General features: G+C 71.6%; 19 protein-coding genes. 5 read left to right on the forward strand and 14 right to left on the reverse strand.

From position 1 onward, the window contains the following. From BFF78_RS11455 to BFF78_RS11485, 7 genes are all read right to left on the reverse strand, one after another. Positions 1 to 1233, reverse strand: coding sequence for a type III PLP-dependent enzyme (locus tag BFF78_RS11455; protein WP_069778224.1), 1233 nt, complete (start codon positions 1231 to 1233; stop codon positions 1 to 3). A gap of 32 nt (positions 1234 to 1265) precedes the next feature. Next, entirely contained in the window at positions 1266 to 2555 is a 1290-nt protein-coding gene (locus tag BFF78_RS11460; protein ID WP_069778225.1) for a DUF6271 family protein, read from the reverse strand. After that, positions 2552 to 3592 (reverse strand): phytanoyl-CoA dioxygenase family protein, encoded by a 1041-nt coding sequence (locus BFF78_RS11465; RefSeq protein ID WP_069778226.1) that lies wholly within the window; start codon positions 3590 to 3592, stop codon positions 2552 to 2554. Before BFF78_RS11465 ends, BFF78_RS11460 begins: the two co-directional genes overlap by 4 nt. Before the next feature lie 113 nt (positions 3593 to 3705). Next, complete coding sequence (locus tag BFF78_RS11470) at positions 3706 to 5208, reverse strand: glycoside hydrolase family 3 protein (protein ID WP_069778227.1); 1503 nt, start codon at positions 5206 to 5208, stop codon at positions 3706 to 3708. 8 nt (positions 5209 to 5216) lie between these two features. Further along, the gene (locus tag BFF78_RS11475; protein ID WP_069778228.1) at positions 5217 to 6047 is read right to left on the reverse strand and encodes a carbohydrate ABC transporter permease; all 831 of its coding nucleotides are present in this window, start codon (positions 6045 to 6047) and stop codon (positions 5217 to 5219) included. Further along, a complete protein-coding gene (locus tag BFF78_RS11480) occupies positions 6044 to 7042 on the reverse strand; it encodes a carbohydrate ABC transporter permease (RefSeq protein ID WP_069778229.1) in 999 nt (332 codons plus the stop codon). Before BFF78_RS11480 ends, BFF78_RS11475 begins: the two co-directional genes overlap by 4 nt. A gap of 84 nt (positions 7043 to 7126) precedes the next feature. Next, positions 7127 to 8407: an extracellular solute-binding protein gene (locus tag BFF78_RS11485; protein WP_069778230.1), complete on the reverse strand. Its 1281-nt coding sequence runs from the start codon at positions 8405 to 8407 to the stop codon at positions 7127 to 7129. Positions 8408 to 8731: 324 nt separating this feature from the next. On the opposite strand from BFF78_RS11485, the gene BFF78_RS11490 reads away from it, so the two are divergent. Continuing rightward, complete coding sequence (locus BFF78_RS11490; protein WP_069778231.1) at positions 8732 to 9550, forward strand: GntR family transcriptional regulator; 819 nt, start codon at positions 8732 to 8734, stop codon at positions 9548 to 9550. Positions 9551 to 9735: 185 nt separating this feature from the next. Here BFF78_RS11490 and BFF78_RS11495 read toward each other — a convergent pair whose 3' ends face one another. After that, positions 9736 to 10161 (reverse strand): DUF6299 family protein, encoded by a 426-nt coding sequence (locus BFF78_RS11495; protein WP_069778232.1) that lies wholly within the window; start codon positions 10159 to 10161, stop codon positions 9736 to 9738. A gap of 234 nt (positions 10162 to 10395) precedes the next feature. Between BFF78_RS11495 and BFF78_RS11500 the strand changes: the two genes are divergently transcribed. Continuing rightward, positions 10396 to 10590: a DUF5999 family protein gene (locus BFF78_RS11500; RefSeq protein WP_069778233.1), complete on the forward strand. Its 195-nt coding sequence runs from the start codon at positions 10396 to 10398 to the stop codon at positions 10588 to 10590. Positions 10591 to 10731: 141 nt separating this feature from the next. Here the strand turns inward: BFF78_RS11500 and BFF78_RS11505 are convergent, their stop codons facing one another. Both BFF78_RS11505 and BFF78_RS11510 read right to left on the reverse strand, forming a co-directional pair. Further along, positions 10732 to 11130: a RidA family protein gene (locus BFF78_RS11505; protein WP_069778234.1), complete on the reverse strand. Its 399-nt coding sequence runs from the start codon at positions 11128 to 11130 to the stop codon at positions 10732 to 10734. Then, a complete protein-coding gene (locus tag BFF78_RS11510) occupies positions 11127 to 12260 on the reverse strand; it encodes an acyl-CoA dehydrogenase family protein (protein ID WP_069778235.1) in 1134 nt (377 codons plus the stop codon). The genes BFF78_RS11505 and BFF78_RS11510 overlap by 4 nt, the downstream gene beginning before the upstream one ends. Positions 12261 to 12537: 277 nt before the next feature. On the opposite strand from BFF78_RS11510, the gene BFF78_RS11515 reads away from it, so the two are divergent. Together BFF78_RS11515 and BFF78_RS11520 are read left to right on the forward strand one after the other, a co-directional pair. After that, positions 12538 to 14130 (forward strand): AMP-binding protein, encoded by a 1593-nt coding sequence (locus BFF78_RS11515; RefSeq protein ID WP_069778236.1) that lies wholly within the window; start codon positions 12538 to 12540, stop codon positions 14128 to 14130. Between the two features lie 15 nt (positions 14131 to 14145). Next, a complete protein-coding gene (locus BFF78_RS11520; protein WP_069778237.1) occupies positions 14146 to 14958 on the forward strand; it encodes a PaaX family transcriptional regulator in 813 nt (270 codons plus the stop codon). Between the two features lie 12 nt (positions 14959 to 14970). Here the strand turns inward: BFF78_RS11520 and BFF78_RS11525 are convergent, their stop codons facing one another. The 3 genes from BFF78_RS11525 to BFF78_RS11535 are packed head-to-tail and all read right to left on the reverse strand — an operon-like array spanning position 14971 to position 18610. Beyond that, on the reverse strand, positions 14971 to 15450 hold the full coding sequence (locus BFF78_RS11525) for a hypothetical protein (RefSeq protein ID WP_069778238.1): 480 nt from the start codon (positions 15448 to 15450) through the stop codon (positions 14971 to 14973). A gap of 58 nt (positions 15451 to 15508) precedes the next feature. Continuing rightward, the gene (locus BFF78_RS11530) at positions 15509 to 17776 is read right to left on the reverse strand and encodes a bifunctional salicylyl-CoA 5-hydroxylase/oxidoreductase (RefSeq protein WP_069778239.1); all 2268 of its coding nucleotides are present in this window, start codon (positions 17774 to 17776) and stop codon (positions 15509 to 15511) included. A 6-nt stretch (positions 17777 to 17782) separates the two neighbouring features. Beyond that, entirely contained in the window at positions 17783 to 18610 is an 828-nt protein-coding gene (locus BFF78_RS11535) for an enoyl-CoA hydratase family protein (protein WP_069778240.1), read from the reverse strand. 296 nt (positions 18611 to 18906) lie between these two features. Here BFF78_RS11535 and BFF78_RS11540 point away from each other — a divergent pair, with 296 nt between their 5' ends. Continuing rightward, complete coding sequence (locus tag BFF78_RS11540; RefSeq protein ID WP_069778241.1) at positions 18907 to 19362, forward strand: ATP-binding protein; 456 nt, start codon at positions 18907 to 18909, stop codon at positions 19360 to 19362. Here BFF78_RS11540 and BFF78_RS11545 read toward each other — a convergent pair. Beyond that, positions 19319 to 20767: an amino acid permease gene (locus BFF78_RS11545; protein WP_069778242.1), complete on the reverse strand. Its 1449-nt coding sequence runs from the start codon at positions 20765 to 20767 to the stop codon at positions 19319 to 19321. The two genes, BFF78_RS11540 and BFF78_RS11545, sit on opposite strands and share 44 nt — an antisense overlap. Positions 20768 to 20783 lie beyond the last annotated feature (16 nt).

Genomic DNA, 20783 nt, shown 5'->3' on the forward strand with positions numbered 1-20783 from the left:
TCAGTGCCGTCCTTCCTGGCCGCGTACGCAGACGCACGGCAGCGGGCGGATGCCGTTGAAGCCCTGGGTCGTGTAGCTGGTGGCGTAGGCGCCGGCGGACAGGATCCAGACCGGGTCGCCCGAACGGACGGACCGGGGCACCCGCACCGGGTACCGGCCCTCGCCCCAGGCATCGTCGCTGTCGCAGGTCGGCCCGGCGACGATCGCGGAGACGTACTCCTCGCTCCCGCGGTGCCCCGGGAAGACCATCCGGTGCGTCAACTGGTCCATCTCATATAGGCCGTTGAACTTTCCACAGCTCAGGTAGAGCCAGTGGGCCTCGGTTCCGTCCGGCTGCCGGCGCCGGGTCAGGCGGGAGACATGGGCGCGTACGGCGCCGTGGTCGGCGACCAGGTGGCGGCCGGGCTCCATGACGAAGGCGAGCGGGGCGGAGGTGAGGCCGCGCAGGCGGTCCATGCCCTCGCGGAGCACGGTGAAGATCTTGTCCAGGGGCGGGTCGAGGGGGTTGCCCTGGCGGTCCTGGTAGCCGAGCGCGGGCAGGCCGCCGCCGAGGTTGACGTGGTCGGGTACGATCCCCCGCCCGGCCAGCGCCGTCAGGGTCCCGGCGAGGGTGTCGAGGGCCTGCTGCCAGCCCTCGCCGGTCATCTGCTGGGAACCGACGTGCACGGAGAGGCCGGCCGGGGTGAGTCCGGCCGCGCGGGCCGTGGCCAGCACGCGGACGGCGTCGTCGGGGGCGCAGCCGAACTTGCGGTTCAGGCCCCACAGGGCGCCGTCGCCTCCGGTGGCCAGGCGGCAGAACACCCGTGTCCCCGGGGCGTGTGCGGCGACGGCGGTGACGTCCTCGACGCTGTCGGTGGCGAACGTGCGCACACCCAGGCGGTGGGCTTCGGCGATGTCGTGGTCGGACTTGACGGTGTTGCCGTAGTGGATGTGGTTCGGCTGCGCGCCGGCGTGGAGGGCCTGGGTGATTTCGGCGGGGCTCGCCGCGTCGAATCCGGCGCCGCGGGCTGCGAGGGTGTGCAGGACCTCGTCGACGGGGCAGGCCTTGAGGGCGAAGCGGATGTGCGTACCGGGCAACTCGCCGAGCAGGGCGTCGTATTGGTGCTCTATGCCGGTGAGGTCGTAGATGATGCGGTCGGATGCGGCTGTGGTGAGTGACGTGACGAGGGGTTCGCTGAGTGGTCCGCTGCGGGCCCGTCGTGGCTTGTCGCGCCCGCGCGGCGGTAGCCGCATATCAGACAGGGCCCCGCGCCCCTGCGGGGCGCTCATCGGCGGGCCGCTTCAACAAGTGCCGGCCACGCCGTGACCAGGTACGCGAAGTCCGCCATGTCCGACTCGGCCTCGTCCATCAACCGATCGCGCTCTTCGGCAAGTCGGTCGGCGAACCTCGCGTACCGGCCGCCCAGTTTGCGGTACGCCGTGTCCACGCGGTCCAGGCGCCAGATGTTCTCCGTGCGGTCCAGGCCCGTGCTCTCGCGCAGGAGCTTCACGACCCGGTCGGCCCGCACCTGATGCCGCTCGTCCAGCAGCCCGGTGCCTTCGGTGGCCATGCGGTCGTAGACGTGATGGAAGTAGGGCATCGACAGCAGGAACTTCACGAACCGTCGCTGGTAGGCCGGGAAGCCGGTGTCGGTGCGGCGTTCGGGGGTGTGGAAGTTCTCGATGTGGCGGTTGTGCAGGATGCCGGGCAGGCCGGCGTCGTGGACCAGGTGGAGGAGGAAGTAGTCGCTGCCGATGGTGTCGGTGGCGGGTGGCAGGGGGAAGCGTTCGTACACCGCGCGGTCGAAGGCGATGTTGCACATGTCGACGCGCATGGGGTCGACCACGGTGAGGGTCGCCCGGTCGCCTGTGAAGGGTGCCGTGCCCGCGCCGGTGAAGGACTCCTCGACCAGCTCCCGTTTGCGTCCCTCCGGCCAGTCGGCGGGCGCCCAGAGGCTGACGACGTCGTGGTAGACCCCCTCGTCCAGGCGCCGTATCTCCCCTATGTCGACGGAGAGTTCGCCGATGAAGGAGGCGCCGGTCAGCGACACCGGGCGGCCCAGCAGCGCCGCGTCGAGGTCGGTGCGCAGGCCGCCGGCCGTGGCCTCGGCGGCGGGCCTGCCCAGCCAGGGCAGCTCGTGGTGGACGGGGAACACCGGTTGTCCGGCGTGGAGTTGGTAGGTGCTGTCGGAGTCCCTGCGGTGCAGCGAGTCGCAGCCGAGGGCGGCGGCCAGCAGGAAGGCGCGGTTGGTGCAGGCGCCGTAGGAGACGGCGGGCGGGAGCATCAGGTGCAGCAGCCGGTCGGGCTCGGGCAGGCCGGCCTGCCCGATGGCCCGGCGCAGGAAGGCGCGCTGGGCGTCCTCGTCGAGGTGGTGGACGGTGACGTGCCGGGTGGCCGGCAGGGCGGCGACGGTCCGGGCGTGCTCGGTGCGGGTGCGGTCGCCGGAGGAGTCGAGGATCAGCAGCTGGACGTCGGCGCCGAGGCGGCGGGCGGCGTAGGCGGCCTCGTCGTGCAGGGCGGCGATGGTGGCGGAGCAGGCCCGGTTGGTGGGCAGGCAGAGGCAGATGCGGTTCACTGTGCCTCTTCCGCCGGGGCGGTCCAGGAGTCCAGGCCGAGCAGTCTTCTGCCGAGGGGGTTGAGCGCGGCGGGGCCGTAGCGGTCGGCCTCCGGCTTGCGGGCGTCGCCGAGGAGGGTGGCGTTCCACGTGGGTGTCGCGAGGGTGCGCCAGGAGTCGATCCGGGAGTCGCGCAGCGCCGTGTGCTCCTCCAGGGCGGGCATCATCGACAGGTACTGGACGGCTCGGACACCGTTGTCAGAGAGGTTCGGTGCCACGCCGTGCGCCAGCAGCCCGTTGAAGATGAGCAGGTCACCGGCCTGGAGGTCGGGGCGGATCACGGGGAACTCGGCGCGGTCGGTGCCGGGGCGTACCGGGTCGCGGCCGGCGGGCCGGGCGATGCGCCATTCCTCGAAGCGGCGGAAGAGTTCCGGGGCGCACTGGAAGCCGCCGAGTTCGGGCCGGGTGTCGGTGAGGGCGATGATGCCCTGCACGCGCTGCGGCAGCACGGCGAGGGTGGTGTCGACGTCCCAGTGCAGTTCGATGTCGAAGCCCTCGTCGGTGGGCTCGATCAGGGAGCGGGAACGGGTGCGTGTGTTGGGCGGGTTGAGGTTCAGCCGGTCCAGGGTGACCCACAGCTCGTCGCAGTCCCAGACGTCCGCGAACGCGTCGTAGACCCGCCGGTTCTGGCGGCTGTCCCAGATGAGCTGGTGGTGGTAGGCCTCGACGAAGCCGTAGATGAACAGGTGCTGGTCGAGTTCGGATCGGAACTCCGGCTCCTCGTACCAGGTTTCGGGCCTGTCGGGGTCGAAGCCCTGGAACTGCCAGGCGAAGTCGAGGAGTTGCTTGGCCTCGCCGGGGGTGATGGCCTCGCGGACGACGACATGGCCGTACGTCTGCCAGAAGGCGAAGTCCTCTTCGGAGAGCACCCTGAGGGGCTGGGACTTCTCGATGTGGCGCAGCGGGGTGGGCGTGAGGTAGGTCTCGCCGTCGGCGCTGAAGTAGGGGCGCGCGGAGGCGGCTCGGTGGAGGTGGGGATGGGGGTGGGGCGTTTGCATGCGATTCCTCTGGAACACAAGGTGCGGTTGAGATCCGGGAAAAGAGCAAGAGGGAGTAGGCCGCCCGCGAGATGGCGGGCGGCCGGTGCCGGCCGGTGGTGTGGCCGGTTCCGTCAGCCGGCGACGACCGCCTCCGCCGCCGCCACCCCGCACACCCGGGCGGCGCCGTACGTGGCGATGTGCAGGGCGCCGCGCGGGGTGGCCTGCGGCAGGCCCATCTCCACGACGACGGTGTCCGGGCGGGCGGCGAGCAGGGTGTCGAGGGCGGAACGCATCCAGTCGTGCCGGTGTTCGTCGCGGACCACGGCGACGATCCGGCGGCCGTCGGCCGCCGCCAGAGCCTCCGGGCCTGCGCCGTCGCCGGTGAAGGAGCCGGCGGTGGTGCCGGGCAGCAGCCGCTGCAGCTCGGCGGTCACGCCCCACGGGGTCTGGTCGCCGACGGCGATGTTGCGGGCGGGCTCGAACTGGGCGACGTAGACCGGTGCGGTGACCGCTGTGGCGGGACCGGAGCGGGTCACGGTGAGCGCGCGGCGGGCCGCGACCAGGCCGATCTCCGGGTTGGGCGCGGTGTCCGCAGCGCGGCGGGCCGTCCACCGGGCCAGGTCGCGCACCCGGGCGGCGGCGTCGGCGAGCCGTTCCTCGGGCAGTTCGCCGGAGCGTACGGCGGCCACGAGCGCGTCCCTGAGCTTCAGCACGGTGTCCTCGTCGCACAGCCCGCCGCCGACGCAGATGGCATCGGCGCCGGCCGCGATCGCGAGGACCACACCGTGCTCCAGGCCGTAGGTGCCGGAGATCGCGCGCATCTCCATGCCGTCGGTGACGATCAGGCCCTGGTAGCCGAGCTCCTCGCGCAGCAGCTCGGTGAGGATGCGGCGGGAGAGGGTGCCCGGCCGGCCGGGGTCGAGGGCCGGGACGAGGATGTGCGCGCTCATGATCGCCCGGGTGCCGGCGGCGATGGCCGCGCGGAACGGGGGCAGTTCGCGGGCGAACAGGGTGTCGGCGTCGACGTCGATGCGGGGTACGGCGTGGTGGGAGTCGACGTTGGTGTCACCGTGCCCCGGGAAGTGCTTGGTGCAGGCGGCGACGCCGGTGGACTGCAGGCCCTCGACCCAGGCGGCGGTGTGCCGGGCGACCAGCTCGGTGCTCGCGCCGAAGGAGCGGACGCCGATGACGGGGTTGGCGGGGTTGGCGTTGACGTCGGCGGAGGGCGCCCAGTCGAAGTTGACGCCGCAGACGGAAAGGCGCCGGCCCAGCTCGCGGGCGACGGCCCGGGTGAGACCGGGGTCGTCGACGGCGCCGAGGGCGTGGTTGCCGGGGAAGGAGGAGCCGGTGCGCACGTCGAGACGGGTGACGTCGCCGCTCTCCTCGTCGATGGCGACGAGCAGATCGTCCCGCTCGGCCCGCAACTGCGCGGTGAGCGCGGTGACCTGGTCCTCGCCGGCGACGTTGCGGCCGAACAGGGCGACGGAGGCGAGGCCCTCACCGAGGCGGCGGCGCACCCAGTCGGGCGCGGTGGTGCCGTCGAACCCCGGCTGGAGCACCGCGAGGGCGTCCCGGGTGAGGGTGTCGCCCGCGGCGCCGCCGCTGTCGGATGCAGTGGTGGCGAGTGTGGTCATCGGGGGCGTCATCCCTTCACGGCTCCGTCGGTCAGACCGCTGACAGCCTTGCGTTGCAGGAAGATGAAGAGGATCAGGATGGGCAGCGCGAACAGGGACGAGGCGGCCATGGTGGCGCCCCAGTCGTCGCCGAAGGCGGTCTGGAACTGCGACAGCCACAGCGGCAGGGTCTGCTTCTCGATGTCCTTGTTGAGGATCAGGACGAGCGGGAACTCGTTCCAGGCGGTGATGAACCCGAACAGCGAGGTGGCCATGAGGCCGGGCGCGAGCAGCGGGAAGATCACCTTGGCGAAGGCCTGGATGCGGGTGCAGCCGTCGACCATCGCCGACTCCTCCAGCTCCTTCGGTACGGCGGCGACATAGCCGCGCAGTGTCAGGATGGTGAGGGGCAGCACCATCATCGTGTAGAAGACGGTGAGCGGGACCAGGCTGTTGAGCATGTCGTTGTCACGGACGATCATGTAGATGGCGATGATCATGACCTCCCAGGGGGCCATCTGCGCCAGCATGAAGGTCACGATGAGCCCGCGCCGCCCCTTGAACCGCATCCGTGCCAGGGCGAACGCGGCGAACAGCGCGATGACGAGCGAGAACAGCACCGAACAGACCGTGACGGTGACGGAGTTGAGCACCAGCGTCCAGAAGTGGTCGGCGTGGATCGCCCGCTTGAAGTGGCCGAAGGTGACGTTCGTCGGGAACCACACCGGGTTCTCGGAGATGATGTCGCCGGTCGGCTTGAATGCCGTCGCGAACATCCAGTAGACGGGGAACACGAAGCCGGCGAAGAGGATGACGGCGGTCGCGTTGGGCCAGATACGGCCGAAGAGCGAGCGCTTCACAGCTCCTCCTCCTCTTGCTTGAGCACCATGCGCAGGTAGTACGAGGTGATGACGAGCAGCACCAGGATGGTCAGGAAGGAGATCGCCGCGCCGACCCCGAAGTGCTGGTTGCCGACGCCCTCGACATAGGCGTAGATCGGAAGGGTCTCGGTGAGCCGGTCCGGGCCGCCTTCGTTCATGGCGAAGACCTGCGGGAACGCCTTGAAGACCCAGATGACCTCGAGGAAGGTCGTGGAGTACAGGAACGGCCGCAGGAACGGCAGGGTCACGGAGGTGAAGCCCTGCCAGGCGCCGGCGCCGTCCAGGGCCGCGGCCTCGTACAGCTCCTTGGGGATGGTGGTGGTGGCGGCGTACAGGTTGATGGCGACGAACGGGACCGACATCCAGACGATGAGCAGGGTGACCACGGAGAAGGTGGAGAACTGGGTGCCGAGCCAGTTGTAGTCCGCCATGGAGTGCCAGCCGAGCTTGTCCAGGACCCAGTTGACGACGCCGAAGCGCTGGGCGAACAGCCACTGGTAGACGGTGGTCGCCGCGATGACGGGCATGGCCCAGGCGAGGACGAGGCCCATCAGCAGCGTCAGCCGCATCTTCTTGCCGAGCCGGGCGAGCAGCAGCCCGATCAGGGTGCCGAACACCATGATCAGGACGACGTTGGCGGCGGTGAAGAAGACCGTGCGCTCGACGACCTTCCAGAAGTCCGAACCGGTCAGGACCTCTTTGTAGTTGTCGACGCCGTTCCACTCGGTGAGGTGCTGGATGAGCTGGCGCGGGTTCAGGTTCTGGAACGACAGCATGCCGTTCTTGACCAGCGGCCAGCCGAGCAGGACCAGGGTGGCCAGCAGCGCGGGCAGCAGCAGGAGGTAGGGTGCGGCGGCACCGCGGCGGGACGGGGACCCGGAGTCACGGTCCGCACCCGGCGGCGGCCCTGGTATCCGGGCCTTGCGGACAGCGGGCTCCCCGGCCGTGTCCGTGCCTTGGGTCTGCACTGACATGAGTTGCCATCTCTTCCGTGGCCGAACCGGCCGTACGAACGACTGGGCCGGGGGCGCCTGCCGCGGCGCCCCCGGCGCGGGTCATCAGTTCTGCTGGGCCAGGCGCTTGTTGATCTCGGCCTCGACGTCCTTGGCGGCCGCCGCGGGAGCCTTGCCGTTCAGCACCGCGGTCATGTAGGACTTGATCGGGTTCGGGGTGTTCTCCACCGCGGCCCACGCGGGGATCAGCGGGGTGGTGCCACCGCCCGCGGCGGCGGGCGCGGCCGCCTCGGCGGCCGGGTTGCCCTTGTCGTTGCTCTGCAGGGACGTCTTGTTGGGGACGATGCCGCTGAGCTTGGCCAGTTCGCCCTCGTACTGGTCGGACAGGGCGATCTTCAGGAACTCCTTGGCCAGCGACTGCTTCTTGCTGTTCTGGGCGACGGCCAGGTTGGAGCCGCCGAGGAACACGCCCTCGGGCTTGTCGGCCGTGGCGCCCGGGATGGTGAAGTAGCCGAGGTCCTTCTCGATGGACTTGTCGGCCTGGATGGCGGTGGCGGCCTCCCAGCCCATGCCGATGAACGCGCCGGTCTTGCCCTTGGCGAAGACCTGGGCCTGCTGCGGGGTGGCCTCGTCCTTGTCCTTGGGGGCCTTGGAGTAGGAGGCGTACTTCTTGTAGATGTCCATGGCCGCGGCGACCTTGGGGTCGGCGAGGTTGGAGACGTACTTGTCGCCCTGCTTCTTCACCAGGTCGCCGCCCTGGCCGATGATCAGGCCGTCGAGGAAGTACCAGTTCTGGCCGGGCAGGTAGAGCGGCTCGGCGCCGGTCTTCTTGCCGATGGTGTCCAGGTCCTTGAAGAACTCGTCGCGGGTCTTCGGGGTGGACTTGATGCCGGCCTTCGCCCAGATCGCCTTGTTGTAGATGACGACGCGGTTGGCGAAGTACCAGGGGGCGGCGTACTGCTTGCTCTCGTACACCGAGGACTGGGAGAGCGAGGGCGTCCAGTCGGCGCCGATCTCCTTCTTGACGTCGGAGAGGTCGGCGAGGCCGCCGGTGGCCGCGTAGGCGGGGGTCTGGGTGTTGCCGACCTCCAGGACGTCCGGCGGGTTGTCCTCGGAGAGGGCGGTGGTGATCTTCTGCTGGATCCCGTCCCACTTCTGGATCTCGAACTTCAGCTTCGCGCCGGTCTTCTTCTCGAACGCGGCCTGGACGTCCTTGGTCCACTGCGGCGGCGCGGAGCCGGTCATCGTCCAGACCGTCAGCGTCTGGCCCTTCCAGCTGTCCGGTCCCGCGTCCTTGCCGCTGTCCTTGCCGTCGTTTCCGCCACACGCCGCAACGGAGACCATCATGCCCGCGATCACGATCGCGGCAGCGAGCTTGCGCTTCACGCCACCCTCCTCAGGGATGCCACTAACCCCCCACGCCCTCGGCGGTGACCTGCGTACGACGCTGTTGCACGTAGGGCTCGGGACCTGGCCACTAATGGTGTAGACCAGTACGGTGGAGCTTGGCCTAGACCTTTCGGGGTGTCAAGAGTGGTCCGGGAAGCCGATTCCGGCCGTTACGAGAACGTCACCGGAAGGCGTCCGTCCGCATCCGCCCCTTTCGCCCGGGCCTCCGGTTGGACCGTACCTGCGGAAGCGGGTTGGACTAGACCATAGGGCAGTTGGTCGCTATAACGGGAGACCGTCGACACAGCCGGGAAGGCAGGCATGACCACCGACGTCAGCAGCGCCCAGCCGCACAGGGGGGCGTTCGGCCGCACCGCGCGCGTGCCGAAGTACTACCGGATCAAACAGCGGCTGCTCGCCATGGCCGAGGGGCTGCAGCCCGGTTCGGCCATGCCGGCCGAGCGGCTGCTCGCCGTCCGGTTCGACACCTCCCGGACCACCATCCGGCAGGCGCTCACGGAACTCGTGGGCGAGGGCCGCCTCGACCGGATCCAGGGCAAGGGCACCTTCGTCGCCCAGCCCAAGCTGTACCGCACGCTCCAGCTCACTTCGCACACCGAGGACATGCGGGCGCAGGGCCTCACGCCCGCCTCGCAGATGCTGGACATCGGGGAGGTGCCGGCGGACGAGCGGCTCTCGGCCCTGCTCGGCATCGCCATCGGCGAACGGGTGCTGCGCATCGAGCGGCTGCGGCTGGCGAGCGGCGATCCGATGGCGATCGAGACGACCCATCTGTCCGCGCGCCGCTTCCCCGGCCTGCGCTCGTCCCTGGACACCTGTCCGTCGCTGTACACGGCGCTCGCCGAGGTGTACGGCGTCCATCTCGCGGAGGCCGACGAGACCATCGAGACCTCGCTGTCGACCCCACGCGAGGCACAGCTGCTCGCCACCGACGTGGGCCTGCCGATGCTGCTGCTCTCCCGGCACGCGCGGGACGCGGAGGGCACACCGGTGGAGTGGGTGCGCTCGGTGTACCGGGGATCGCGCTACAAGTTCGTGGCCGCGTTGCGCCGCCCCGAGGCCCCGGTGGTCCGGCCCAGACAGGCGGAGCCGGAACAGGATGGACTCAACCACGCCTGACGCGTGATGAGTTGGGGCGGGAGCCGTGCGACGCGGGCGGGCGGCGGCCATCGCCCTGGCACGGCGGTGCCGCTCAGCCACGCCGCACCCGCAGCCTGCGGCGCTGCTGACGGGGCGTGCGGCGGCTCCGCGCGGTCCGGCAGCGCAGGATGTGCCGCACCGCCCGGCGAAGCACACGGCGCCCGTCACTCCTGGGCGAGCTTGACGTCCTGATCCTGGACGGCGTGGAAGGCCGGCAGCAGCAGGAGCCCGCCGGCGCGCAGTTCCGTGATCGTGACCTGTACGTGGGCCTTGCCGGCCTTGAGGGTCCTGGGCGAGATCGGGCCGGAGTTCTCCCACCTGTGCTCGGCGCCGTCGCACTGGGCAGCGGTGCCGCCGATGGGGTACACGGAGGTGTGGTCGCCCTGGCTGATCGAGGAGCTGACGAAGGCGAGGCCGGTGGACCCGGAGCAGCGGTAGGTGCCGGAAAGGGTGATGGTGCCGTCGTCGGCGATACGGCCGGTCGGATCGACGGTCACGGTCTCGGAGGGATCGGCGGTGGCCGGGCCGACGGCGGCGCACAGCAGGGCGGCGGCGCCGAGGGCCGCGGCGAGGGCGGGACGTTTGGGCATGGGGTACCTCCCGGTTTCGTGGCTTGGGGGCTTCCACTGGTACCGGGCGGCCGTGCCGCCGGGCGTGATCGTCACTCCAACGGTGGCGCGTCATGGAACCGTCCGGGAGTTGTCCGGGTGTTGTCACGCTTCACGGCGCACGGTTCCGGTGCGTTCACGACGAGAGCATGGTCTGTGTATGACGGGCGGCGGCCGCATCCGCCGGCCCCTCAGATCCCGATGTGGAGGTGCGCCATGTGCTCCAACCAGTCCTCGTGCCCCGCGTCCGGTCCCGCCCGGCGGCACCCGGTGGCCGCCCACCCCGAGCAGGGCTGGACCTTGCTGTGCGACGGCTCGATCGTCTTCGACGACAGCGGCGAACTGCACCCGGACGGCAGCGTCGTCCCGCCGTGCCGGGTCCCGGCGGAGCGGCCGGCCGTCGCGGCCTGAGAGACCCGAGCGGCCGGAGCGGTTTGAGCGGCCTGCGCGGCCTGCGCGGCTGCGCATCGGCCGGCCCTGTGGGCCGCGACAGCAGTCCGGCTACGGCAGCAGCCCGGCAACGGCAGCAGCCCGGCTACGCCGGCACGCCGGCTACGGCAGCACCGCGAAGCCGTCCAGTTCCACCATCGCCTGCTCGTCCCACAGCCGTACGACCTGCACGACGGCCATCGCCGGATAGTTACGGCCCGCCAAGTCCTGCCAGATACGGCCAAGGTGCCCGGCGTGGGCGCGGTACGCGGCGACGTCCGTGGCGTAGACGGTGACCCGTGCGAGGTCGGCGGGGGTGCCGCCGGCCGTGCGCAGGGCCGTGAGGAGGTTGCCGAGGGCCCGCTCGAACTGCTCGGGGAGCGTGTCACCGCTGACCTTGCCGTCGGCGTCGAGAGCGGTCTGGCCCGCGAGGAACACCACACGGGAGCCGAAGGCGACGACGGCGTGCGAGAAGCCCGTGGGCGGGGACAGCTCGGGTGGGTTGACGCGCTCTGTCGTCACCGGGATCCCTCCTCCGTCTGTGCGTACAACTCCTTGGCGATGATGCCCCGTTGGACCTCGCTCGCGCCCTCGTAGATGCGCGGGGCGCGCACCTCACGGTAGAGGTGTTCGAGCAGGTGGCCGCAGCGCAGGGCGCGGGCGCCGTGCAGCTGCACGGCGGTGTCCACGACGTACTGCGCGGTCTCGGTGGCGAGCAGCTTGGCCATCGCGGCGCGCCCCGGTACATCCGCCGCGCCGTCGTCGTACGCCGTCGCCGCCGCGTAGACCATCAGCCGGGCCGCCTCCGTGCGCAGGGCCATCTCGGCGACCTGGTGGGAGACGGTCTGCAGGTCCATCAGCCGGCCGCCGAAGGCCTCGCGGCGGCGGGTGTGTTCGAGGGTGGCCTCGAGCGCGGCCTGGGCCATGCCGACCGCGAAGGCACCGACACTGGGGCGGAAGAGGTTGAGGGTGCCCATGGCGACGGCGAAGCCGCGGTCCACCGTGCCGAGCACGTCGTCGGCGGTGACCGGCACGGCGTCGAAGTCCAGGGCGCCGATGGGGTGCGGCGAGAGCATCTCCAGTGCGCCGCCGGTCAGGCCGGGCCGGTCGGCGGGGACGAGGAAGGCGGTCACGCCCCGGGCGCCGGCGGCGGGTGTGGTGCGGGCGAAGACGGTGTAGAAGTCGGCCTCGGGGGCGTTGGAGATCCAGCACTTGGCGCCGGTGAGCCGCCAGCCGCCGCCCCCGTCGGGCTCGGCCGCGAGGGACAGCGCGGCCGCGTCCGATCCGGCCCCCGGCTCGCTCAGCGCGAAGGCGGCGACCGCGCTGCCGTCGGCGACCCGGGGCAGCCAGCGCTCACGCTGGGCGGGGCTGCCGTGGGCGTGCACCGGATGGGCACCCAGGCCCTGGAGGGCGAGGGCGGTCTCGGCCTCGGTGCAGGCCTGGGCGAGGGACTCCCGCATCAGGCACAGGTCCAGTGCGCCGGAGCTGAACAGCCGTGCCAGCAGGCCGAGTCGGCCGAGCTCGGCGAGGAGCGGCCGGTTGACGTGTCCCGGTTCGCCCTTCTCGGCGAGCGGGCGCAGCCGTTCGACGGCCAGGGTGCGCAGCTCGGCACACCAGGCGGTCTGCCGCGGTTCCAGCGAGAATGCGGGCACTGCCGGTCCTCCCTCCGGGCGGGGCCACCAGGACCCTTCCCGTTCGCCGTCCGGGACCGGGCCCTCGCGGCCCGCCCCGGCGCCTTCCGGCGAGGGGTGGGCAGGACCCCTCGCCGCCCTGTCCGGGGAGTGGCCCACCCCGGCTCCCCCTCGACGTTATCGCGCAAGCTTGACTGCCGTCACCAACACGATACGCTCGATTCGCGAGCCCACCAGGACGCCGGTGCCCACCACGACGCCCGTTTCGACGTTTGTCACGGCAAGGGGGCGAACCGCCATGCAACGCTCGGCCCATGTCGACAGCTTCGCGCGCGACCATCTGCCGCCGCCCGACGAATGGCCCGAGCTGCGGTTCGACCTGCCGGAGCTGCGCTACCCCGATCGGCTGAACTGCGCCGCCGCACTCCTGGACCACGCCGCGGCGGACCGCCCGGTCTTCCACACACCGAACGGCCCCACCTGGACGTACGGCGAACTCCGCGCCCACGTCGACCGGATCGCGCACGTACTCACCGGCGACCTCGGGGTGGTCCCCGGCAACCGGGTACTGCTGCGCGGCCCCACCACGCCCTGGCTGGCCGCCTGCTGGCTGGCCGTGCTGAAGGCGGGCGCGATCGCGGTCACCGTGCTGGCCCAGCAGCGCGGCCACGAGCTGGCCACGATGTGCGACATCGCCCTGGTGCGGCACGCGCTGTGCGACATCCGGTCGGTGGAGGACCTGGCGAAGGCCGACATACCCGGGCTGCGGATCACCACGTACGGCGGTGACGGCCCCGACGACCTCCTGCACCGTCCGACGCCCGGCACGCCCTACCCGGCGGTCGACACCGCGGCCGACGACGTGGCCCTGATCGCGTTCACCTCGGGCACCACGGGTCGCCCGAAAGGGTGCATGCACTTCCACCGGGATGTGCTGGCCATAGCCGACACCTTTTCGAAGCATGTGCTGCAACCCCATGCGGACGACGTCTTCACCGGCTCTCCCCCGCTCGGCTTCACCTTCGGCCTCGGCGGACTGGTGGTATTCCCGATGCGGGCCGGCGCCAGCTCCCTGCTGCTGGAACAGGCCGGCCCCCGCCAGTTGCTCCCCGCGATCGCCGAGCACCGCGTGTCGGTCCTGTTCACCGCGCCGACCGCCTACCGCGCCATGCTGGAAGAGCTCGACGGCCATGACGTGACGTCGCTACGGCGCTGTGTGTCGGCCGGCGAGAACCTGCCCGCGGCCACCTGGCGGGCCTGGCACGAGCGCACCGGACTCCGGCTCATCAACGGCATCGGTGCGACCGAGCTGCTGCACATCTTCGTGTCCGCCGCGGACGAGCACATCAGGCCGGGCACCACGGGCGTGCCGGTGCCGGGCTGGCAGGCGCGGGTGCAGGACGCGCACGGCGCGCCGGTGCACGACGGCGAGCCCGGTCTGCTCGCCGTGCGCGGCCCGGTCGGCTGCCGCTACCTCGCCGACCCACGGCAACGGCAGTACGTGCGCGGCGGCTGGAACATCACCGGCGACACATACGTCCGCGACCCCGACGGCTACTTCCGCTATGTGGCCCGCGCCGACGACATGATCATCTCCGCCGGGTACAACATCGCCGGTCCGGAGGTGGAGGACGCGCTGCTGCGCCACCCGGACGTGCTGGAGACGGCGGTCGTCGGCCGCCCGGACGAGGCCCGGGGACAGGTGGTGGTGGCCTACACGGTGCTGCGCGAGGGCGCCCCGCGCGACCCGGAGGCCCTGCGCGCGTTCGTCAAGTCCGAGCTGGCTCCCTACAAGTGCCCGCGCGAGTTCGTCTTCCTCGACGCGCTCCCCCGCACCGCCACCGGCAAACTGCAGCGCTTCCGGCTGCGCACCGAAGGTGACCGGCAGTGATGCCGACGACCTAAAATGATCAACGTGTCCGAGCAGCACGCCCCCAGGTCCCTCATCGTCACGCTCTACGGCGCGTACGGCCGCTTCATGCCCGGCCCGGTGCCCGTCGCCGAGCTGATCCGGCTCCTGGCCGCGGTCGGCGTGGACGCGCCCTCGGTCCGGTCCTCCGTGTCCCGGCTCAAACGCCGCGGCCTGCTGCTGCCGGCCCGTACGCAGCAGGGCGCGGCGGGCTACGAACTCTCGCCGGAGGCACGCCAGTTGATGGAGGACGGCGACCGGCGCATCTACGCGACGCCGCCCGTGGCGGACGCGGGCTGGGTGCTGGCGGTGTTCTCCGTGCCCGAGTCGGAGCGGCAGAAGCGCCATGTGCTGCGCTCCCGGCTGGCGAGCCTGGGCTTCGGCACGGCGGCACCGGGTGTGTGGATCGCCCCGGCCCGGCTGTACGAGGAGACGGAGCACACCCTGCGCCGGCTGCACCTGGATCCGTACGTCGACTTCTTCCGCGGTGAGCACCTGGGCTTCGCGCCGACCGCCGAGGCGGTCGCCCGCTGGTGGGACCTGGCCGCGATCGCCAAGGCGCACGAGCGTTTCCTGGACGCGCACGCCCCGGTGCTGCGCGCCTGGGAGCACCGTCCGGGCACCCCGCCCGAGGAGGCCTACCGGGACTACCTCCTCGCCCTCGACTCCTGGCGCCACCTGCCCTACGCCGACCCCGGTCTGCCCACTCCTCTGCTCCCCGCGGGCTGGCCGGGCGTGCGCTCGGCGCAGGTGTTCCAGGGGCTGCACAAGAGGCTGCGGGACGCGGGGGCGGAGTTCGCGGGGGTGTGAGACGGGGCGGTTTCACAGGGAGGTCAGGCAGTACAGGTGTGCTCCCTCCGTCCGGGCGCGGTGGGCCAGGCCGACGAACGTGCGGATGCTGTCCTCGGCGTGCAGGTAGTCGGCGAAGTGCGCCTCGTCGAGGTCACACGCCTGGAGCGCGAGCATCGGCACCGCGTCCTCGACCACGTCGGCCAGCGTGTCCCGCCAGGCGTCGGGCAGTTCCTCGAGGAACGTCCCGTCGTCCCAGGCGGTCCCGGACGTCACCAGCGTCTCATCGGGGTACGGCACCTCGTCCGGGTCGGGCCAGACCAGTTCGGGCCGCTCCCCGCGGGCGGGCGGTATGCCCGCCGCGAAGGCGATCAGCCGGGGCAGCGCCAGGTGAGGGTCCATGCCCCCCACATCGAGCCCGTCCACGCCCAGCCGGTCACCGTCCGGCCCGGTCACCCGCTCCACCGCCGTCCCCCGGTCGTCGGCGCGGAAGTACTCGTGCGACACGCCCATGACGTCTCCGTTCGCCTGACTGCCCCCACGAGTCGAGTACAGCAGACGGCACTGACAATCATCCGCCGAGGGTCAACCGCGGCTTCGGGGCGTCCGTGCGCCCGGTCTGCGGGCGCCTGCTGCCCGCGCGGTAGGGAGCGGGCCAGGCGACGCCGGGGCCCTCGTACCCCTGCTCGGCCGCCGCGTGCAGCGTCCAGTGCGGGTCGTACAGGTGCGGGCGGCCCAGCGCGCACAGGTCCGTACGCCCGGCCAGGATCAGCGAGTTGACGTCGTCCCAGGACGAGATAGCGCCGACGGCGATCACCGGGACCCCGACCTCGTGCCGGATCCGGTCGGCGAACGGCGTCTGGTACGACCGCCCGAACTCCGGCCGTTCCTCGGCCACGACCTGCCCGGTGGAGACGTCGATCGCGTCGGCCCCGTGCGCGGCGAAGGCGCGGGCGACCCCGACCGCGTCCTCGGCGGTCGTACCGCCCTCGGCCCAGTCCGTGGCCGAGATGCGGACCGTCATGGGCCGCTCCGCCGGCCACACCGCGCGTACGGCGTCGAAGACCTCCAGCGGGAACCTCAGCCGCCGCTCCGGCGAGCCGCCGTAGGCGTCGGTGCGCCGGTTGGTGAGCGGGGAGAGGAAGCCGGAGAGCAGATAGCCGTGTGCGCAGTGCAGCTCCAGCAGGTCGAACCCGGCTCGGGCGGCCCGCCAGGCGGCGGCCGTGAACTGCTCGCGGATGTCGGTGAGTTGGGCACGGGAGAGCTGGCGCGGGGTCTGGCTGCCCGGCTTGTACGGCAGCGGGGAGGCGGCGACGAGGGGCCAGTTGCCGTGGGGCAACGGCTCGTCCATGCCCTCCCACATCAGCTTCGTGGAGCCCTTGCGGCCGGAGTGACCGAGCTGGACGCCGATCGCGGTGCCGGGGGCCTGGCCGTGCACGAAGTCGGTGACGCGCCGCCACGCCTCGGCCTGCCGGCCGGTGTAGAGCCCGGCGCAGCCCGGCGTGATACGGCCCTCCTCGCTCACGCACACCATCTCGGTCATGACCAGACCGGCCCCGCCGAGGGCGCGGGAGCCGAGGTGGACCAGGTGGAAGTCGCCGGGGACGCCGTCGGTGGCGGAGTACATGTCCATCGGCGACACCACGACCCGGTTGCGCAGGGTCAGGCCGCGCAGCCGGAACGGGGTGAACATCGGGGGTGTGCCGGGCGGGCAGCCGAACTCGCGCTCGACCGCCTCGGTGAAGTGGGCGTCGCGCAGCCGGAGGTTGTCGTGGGTGACGCGGCGGCTGCGGGTGAGCAGGTTGAAGGCGAACTGGCGGGGCGGCTGGCCGAGGTGGAGGGGGAGGTTCTCGAACCATTCGAGGCTGGCGCGGGCGGCCCGCTGGGTGGAGGCGACGACGGGTTTGCGCTCCTCCTCGTAGGCCGCCAGCGCGCTGGGGACGTCCGGCTGTTCCTGGAGACAGGCGGCGAGGGCGAGGGCGTCCTCGACGGCGAGTTTGGTGCCGGAGCCGATGGAGAAGTGGGCGGTGTGCGCGGCGTCGCCGAGGAGGACGACGTTGCCGTGCGACCAGCAGGCGTTGACCACCGTACGGAAGGTGGTCCACGTCGAGTTGTTGGAGTGCAGCGAGCGGCCGCGAAGAGCGTCGGGGAAGATCTTGGCGCAGCGCTCGATGGACTCGTGCGGGGCGACTTCGTCGAATCCCGCCGCCTTCCAGACCTCCTCGCGCATCTCGACGATCACGGTGGAGGCGTCGGACGCATAGGGGTAGCCGTGCAGTTGCATGACGCCGTGTTCGGTCTCGGCGATCTCGAAGCGGAAGGCGTCGAAGGGGAAGTCCGCGGCGAGCCAGATGTAGCGGCAGCGGTGCGTCGTCACCTGGGGGGTGAACACATCGGCGTAGGTGTCGCGGGTGGTGCTGTGCACTCCGTCGGCGGCTACGACGAGGTCGTACTCCGCCGCCAGCACGTCCGGGTGCGGCGCCTCGGCGGAGAACTTCAGCCCCACTCCGAGCGCGCGGCAGCGTTCTTGCAGGATCCCGAGGAGGCGACGGCGGCCCAGCGCCGCGAAACCGTGGCCTCCGGAGCGGTGCCGTACACCTCGGTGCGTGATGTCGATGTCGTCCCAGCGGACGAAGTGCTCCTGCAGCGCCTCGTACACCACGGGGTCGGCATGTTCGATGCCGCCCAGCGTTTCGTCGGACAGGACCACCCCGAAGCCGAAGGTGACGTCCGGGGCGTTGCGCTCCCAGACGGTGACCTCACGGGTGGGATCGAGCCGCTTGAGCAGCGCTGCCGCGTACAGGCCACCGGGGCCACCGCCGATGATCGCCACGCGCATGAAGGCTCACCTCCCCCGCCACTTCGGCGGGCGCTTCTCCGTGAAGGCCGCGTGGAACTCGGCGTAGTCCTCGCCGTTCATCAGCAACGCCTGGGTCGAGGCGTCCAGCTCGATCGAGGCCGCCAGGGGCATGTCCAGTTCGGCCGTCAGCAGGGCCTTCGTCTGGGCGTACGCCAGGGCGGGGCCGTCGGCCAGGCGGCGGGCCAGCGTCAGCGCGGCCTCGTCCGCCCGGCCCTCTTCCGTCAGTTCGCTGATCAGGCCGATGCGCTCGGCCTCGGGGGCCCGGACCGGTTCGCCCAGCATGAGCAGGCGGGTGGCGTGGCCGAGGCCGACGACGCGGGGCAGCAGATAGGCCGCGCCCATGTCACCGCCGGACAGGCCGACGCGGGTGAAGAGGAAGGCGAAGCGGGCGCTCGGGTCGGCCACGCGGAAGTCGGCGGCGAGGGCGAGGACCGCTCCGGCGCCGGCCGCCACGCCGTGCACCGCCGCGATCACCGGAAACGGGCACTCCCTGATCGCCCGGACGACCTGGCCGGTCATCCGGTTGAAGTCGAGCAACCGGGCGGTGTCCATGGCGAGGGTGGCGCCGATGATCTCCTCGACATCGCCGCCGGAGCAGAAGCCCCGCCCCTCGCCGGCCAGTACCAGGGCGCGTACGGCGCGCTCCCGGGACAGCTCGGCCAGCAGATCGCGCAGGTCGGCGTAGGCGCCGAAGGTGAGCGCGTTGAGTTTCTCGGGGCGGGTGAGGGTGACGGTGGCGACCCCGTCGGCGAGCTGGACCCGCAGATGTCCCCAGTCGGAGGTGCGGGCGGCGGAGCCGGTGAAGGGACTCATGACGTGCGGCCTCCCTTGGGCGGCGGTGCCGTACGTTGCGCTGTCCCACGAAGTTATCACTTCTTTGTGACTGTCGTCACGAGTGCGCGACACGGGTCGGCCGATCGGCCGGGTCCGGTCACGTGCGTCACCGGTCCTCGACAGCGCCGTAACAGTGGGCACGGACCTGCGAGCCGGGCCGTTCGCCGGGGTAAGCCGCCGGTACCGGGGCCGAAAGTCCCGGGCGAAGCCCGTCGACCGCCGGTAAGGGGCGGGCCCGTACCATTCCTACAGTCGAAAGCAGGACAGCCTGCTCCATGAACGGACTCGCCTTGCACGAACGCCCCGCCGCATCGGCCTCCTGGCGCATCGCACTGCCGCACACCGCCGCGGCGGTGCCCGTGGCGCGTGCCCTGGTGCGCACGGCCCTCGCCGAGGTGGAGCACCCGGCCGACTGCGACACCGCGGAACTGCTCACCGCGGAGCTGGTGGCCAACGCGGTGGAGCACACCGCCGGGCGCGGCCCGATAGAGCTGGTGGTGGAGCTGTTGCCGAGCGGCTGCCAGGTCGAGGTGCACGACCCGGACCCGGCGCCGCCCGGCCGGCTGACCGCGCCGGTGGTCGAGGAGCCCGACGTCTGGCAGGAGGGCGGGCGCGGGCTGCTGCTGATCCGCGCCCTCAGCTCGTCCTGCGGTCACCGCCCCACCCCGTCGGGCAAGGCGGTGTGGTTCAGACTGCCTGCGGTTCCCGCTCAGCGGCGGCGCTCGGCGTGACCTCGGGGGCCGCCTCGGCCAGCGTGGAGTGCCGGCGGCCGTAGCCGACGTAGATCAGCAGGCCGACCGCGAGGAACACGGCGAACTGGATCCAGGTCTGCCAGCCCGTCTCGTACATCAGGTACAGGCAGAACGCGACGCCGAGCAGCGGGCCCACCGGGTACAGCGGCACACGGAAGCTGCGGGTGAGGCCCGGCTCGCGGCGGCGCAGGGCGATCACGGCGATGTTGACGACGGCCATGACGGCGAGCGTGCCGATGGTGCACAGGTTCATCACGGCGTCGAGGGAGGCGAAGGCCGCCGGGAGGGCGAAGACGAGGGCGACGATCAGCGTGCCGGCCACCGGGGTGGAGGTCTTCGGGCTGACCTTCTCGAAGACGCGCGGGATCAGGCCGTCCCGGGACATCGACATCAGGATGCGGGTCTGGCCGTACATCACCGCGAGGACGACCGAGGCGATGGCGACGACCGCGCCGAAGGCGATCACCCCGCCGCCGACGGCCGAGCCGGTGACCTCGTTGACGACGTAGGACAGGGCGGCGGGGCGGCCGGCGACCTGCTTGCCGCCGATGGCGCCGATCGCGGCGAGCGCGACCGCGCAGTACAGCAGGGTCACGATGCCCATGCAGACCATGATCGCGACCGGGATGTCCCGGCGCGGGTTCTTCGCCTCCTCGCCGGCCGTGGTGATCGCGTCGAAGCCGATGTAGGAGAAGAACGCGGCCGTGGTGCCCGCGCCGATGCCGCCGAGGCCGGCCGGCGAGAACGGGGTGAGGTTGCCGTGCTTGAAGGCGCTGTAGCCGATGGCGCAGAAGGCCAGCAGGATGACGAGCTTGACCGCGGCCATGGCGGCGGTCGCCCGGGCGCTCTCGCGCACCCCGCGCACCAGCAGCACCGAGGCCATGGCGATGACGATCACGGCCGGGAGGTTGATGACCCCGCCGTCGCCCGGGCCCGCGGACAGCGCGGCCGGGAGCTGCACGCCGGTGAGGCTGTGCAGCAGCTCGTTGACGTACTGGCTCCAGCCGACGGCGACGGCCGAGATGGAGATGCCGTACTCCAGCAGCAGGCACCAGCCGACCAGGAAGGCGGTGGACTCGCCGAGCCCGGCGTAGGCGAAGGAGTACGAGGAGCCGGAGACCGGGATCGCGCCGCCCAGCTCCGCGAAGGAGAAGGCGGTGAAGACGCAGGTGATCGCGGCGAGGACGAAGGAGACGACGACGGCGGGACCGGCCTGGGCGACGGAGTCGGAGAGGCCGACGAAGATGCCGGTGCCGACGATGGCGCCGACGCCGAAGCAGATGAGCTGGAAGAGGCCCATCGTGCGCTTCAGGCCGTGTCCCTCACGGTCGGCGCCGGATTCGGCGAGCAGCAGGTGCGGGGACTTGATACGGGGAGCGGGCATGCGGGTGGTGCTCGTT

The sequence above is a fragment of the Streptomyces fodineus genome, assembly GCF_001735805.1.
Lineage (GTDB): Bacteria > Actinomycetota > Actinomycetes > Streptomycetales > Streptomycetaceae > Streptomyces > Streptomyces fodineus.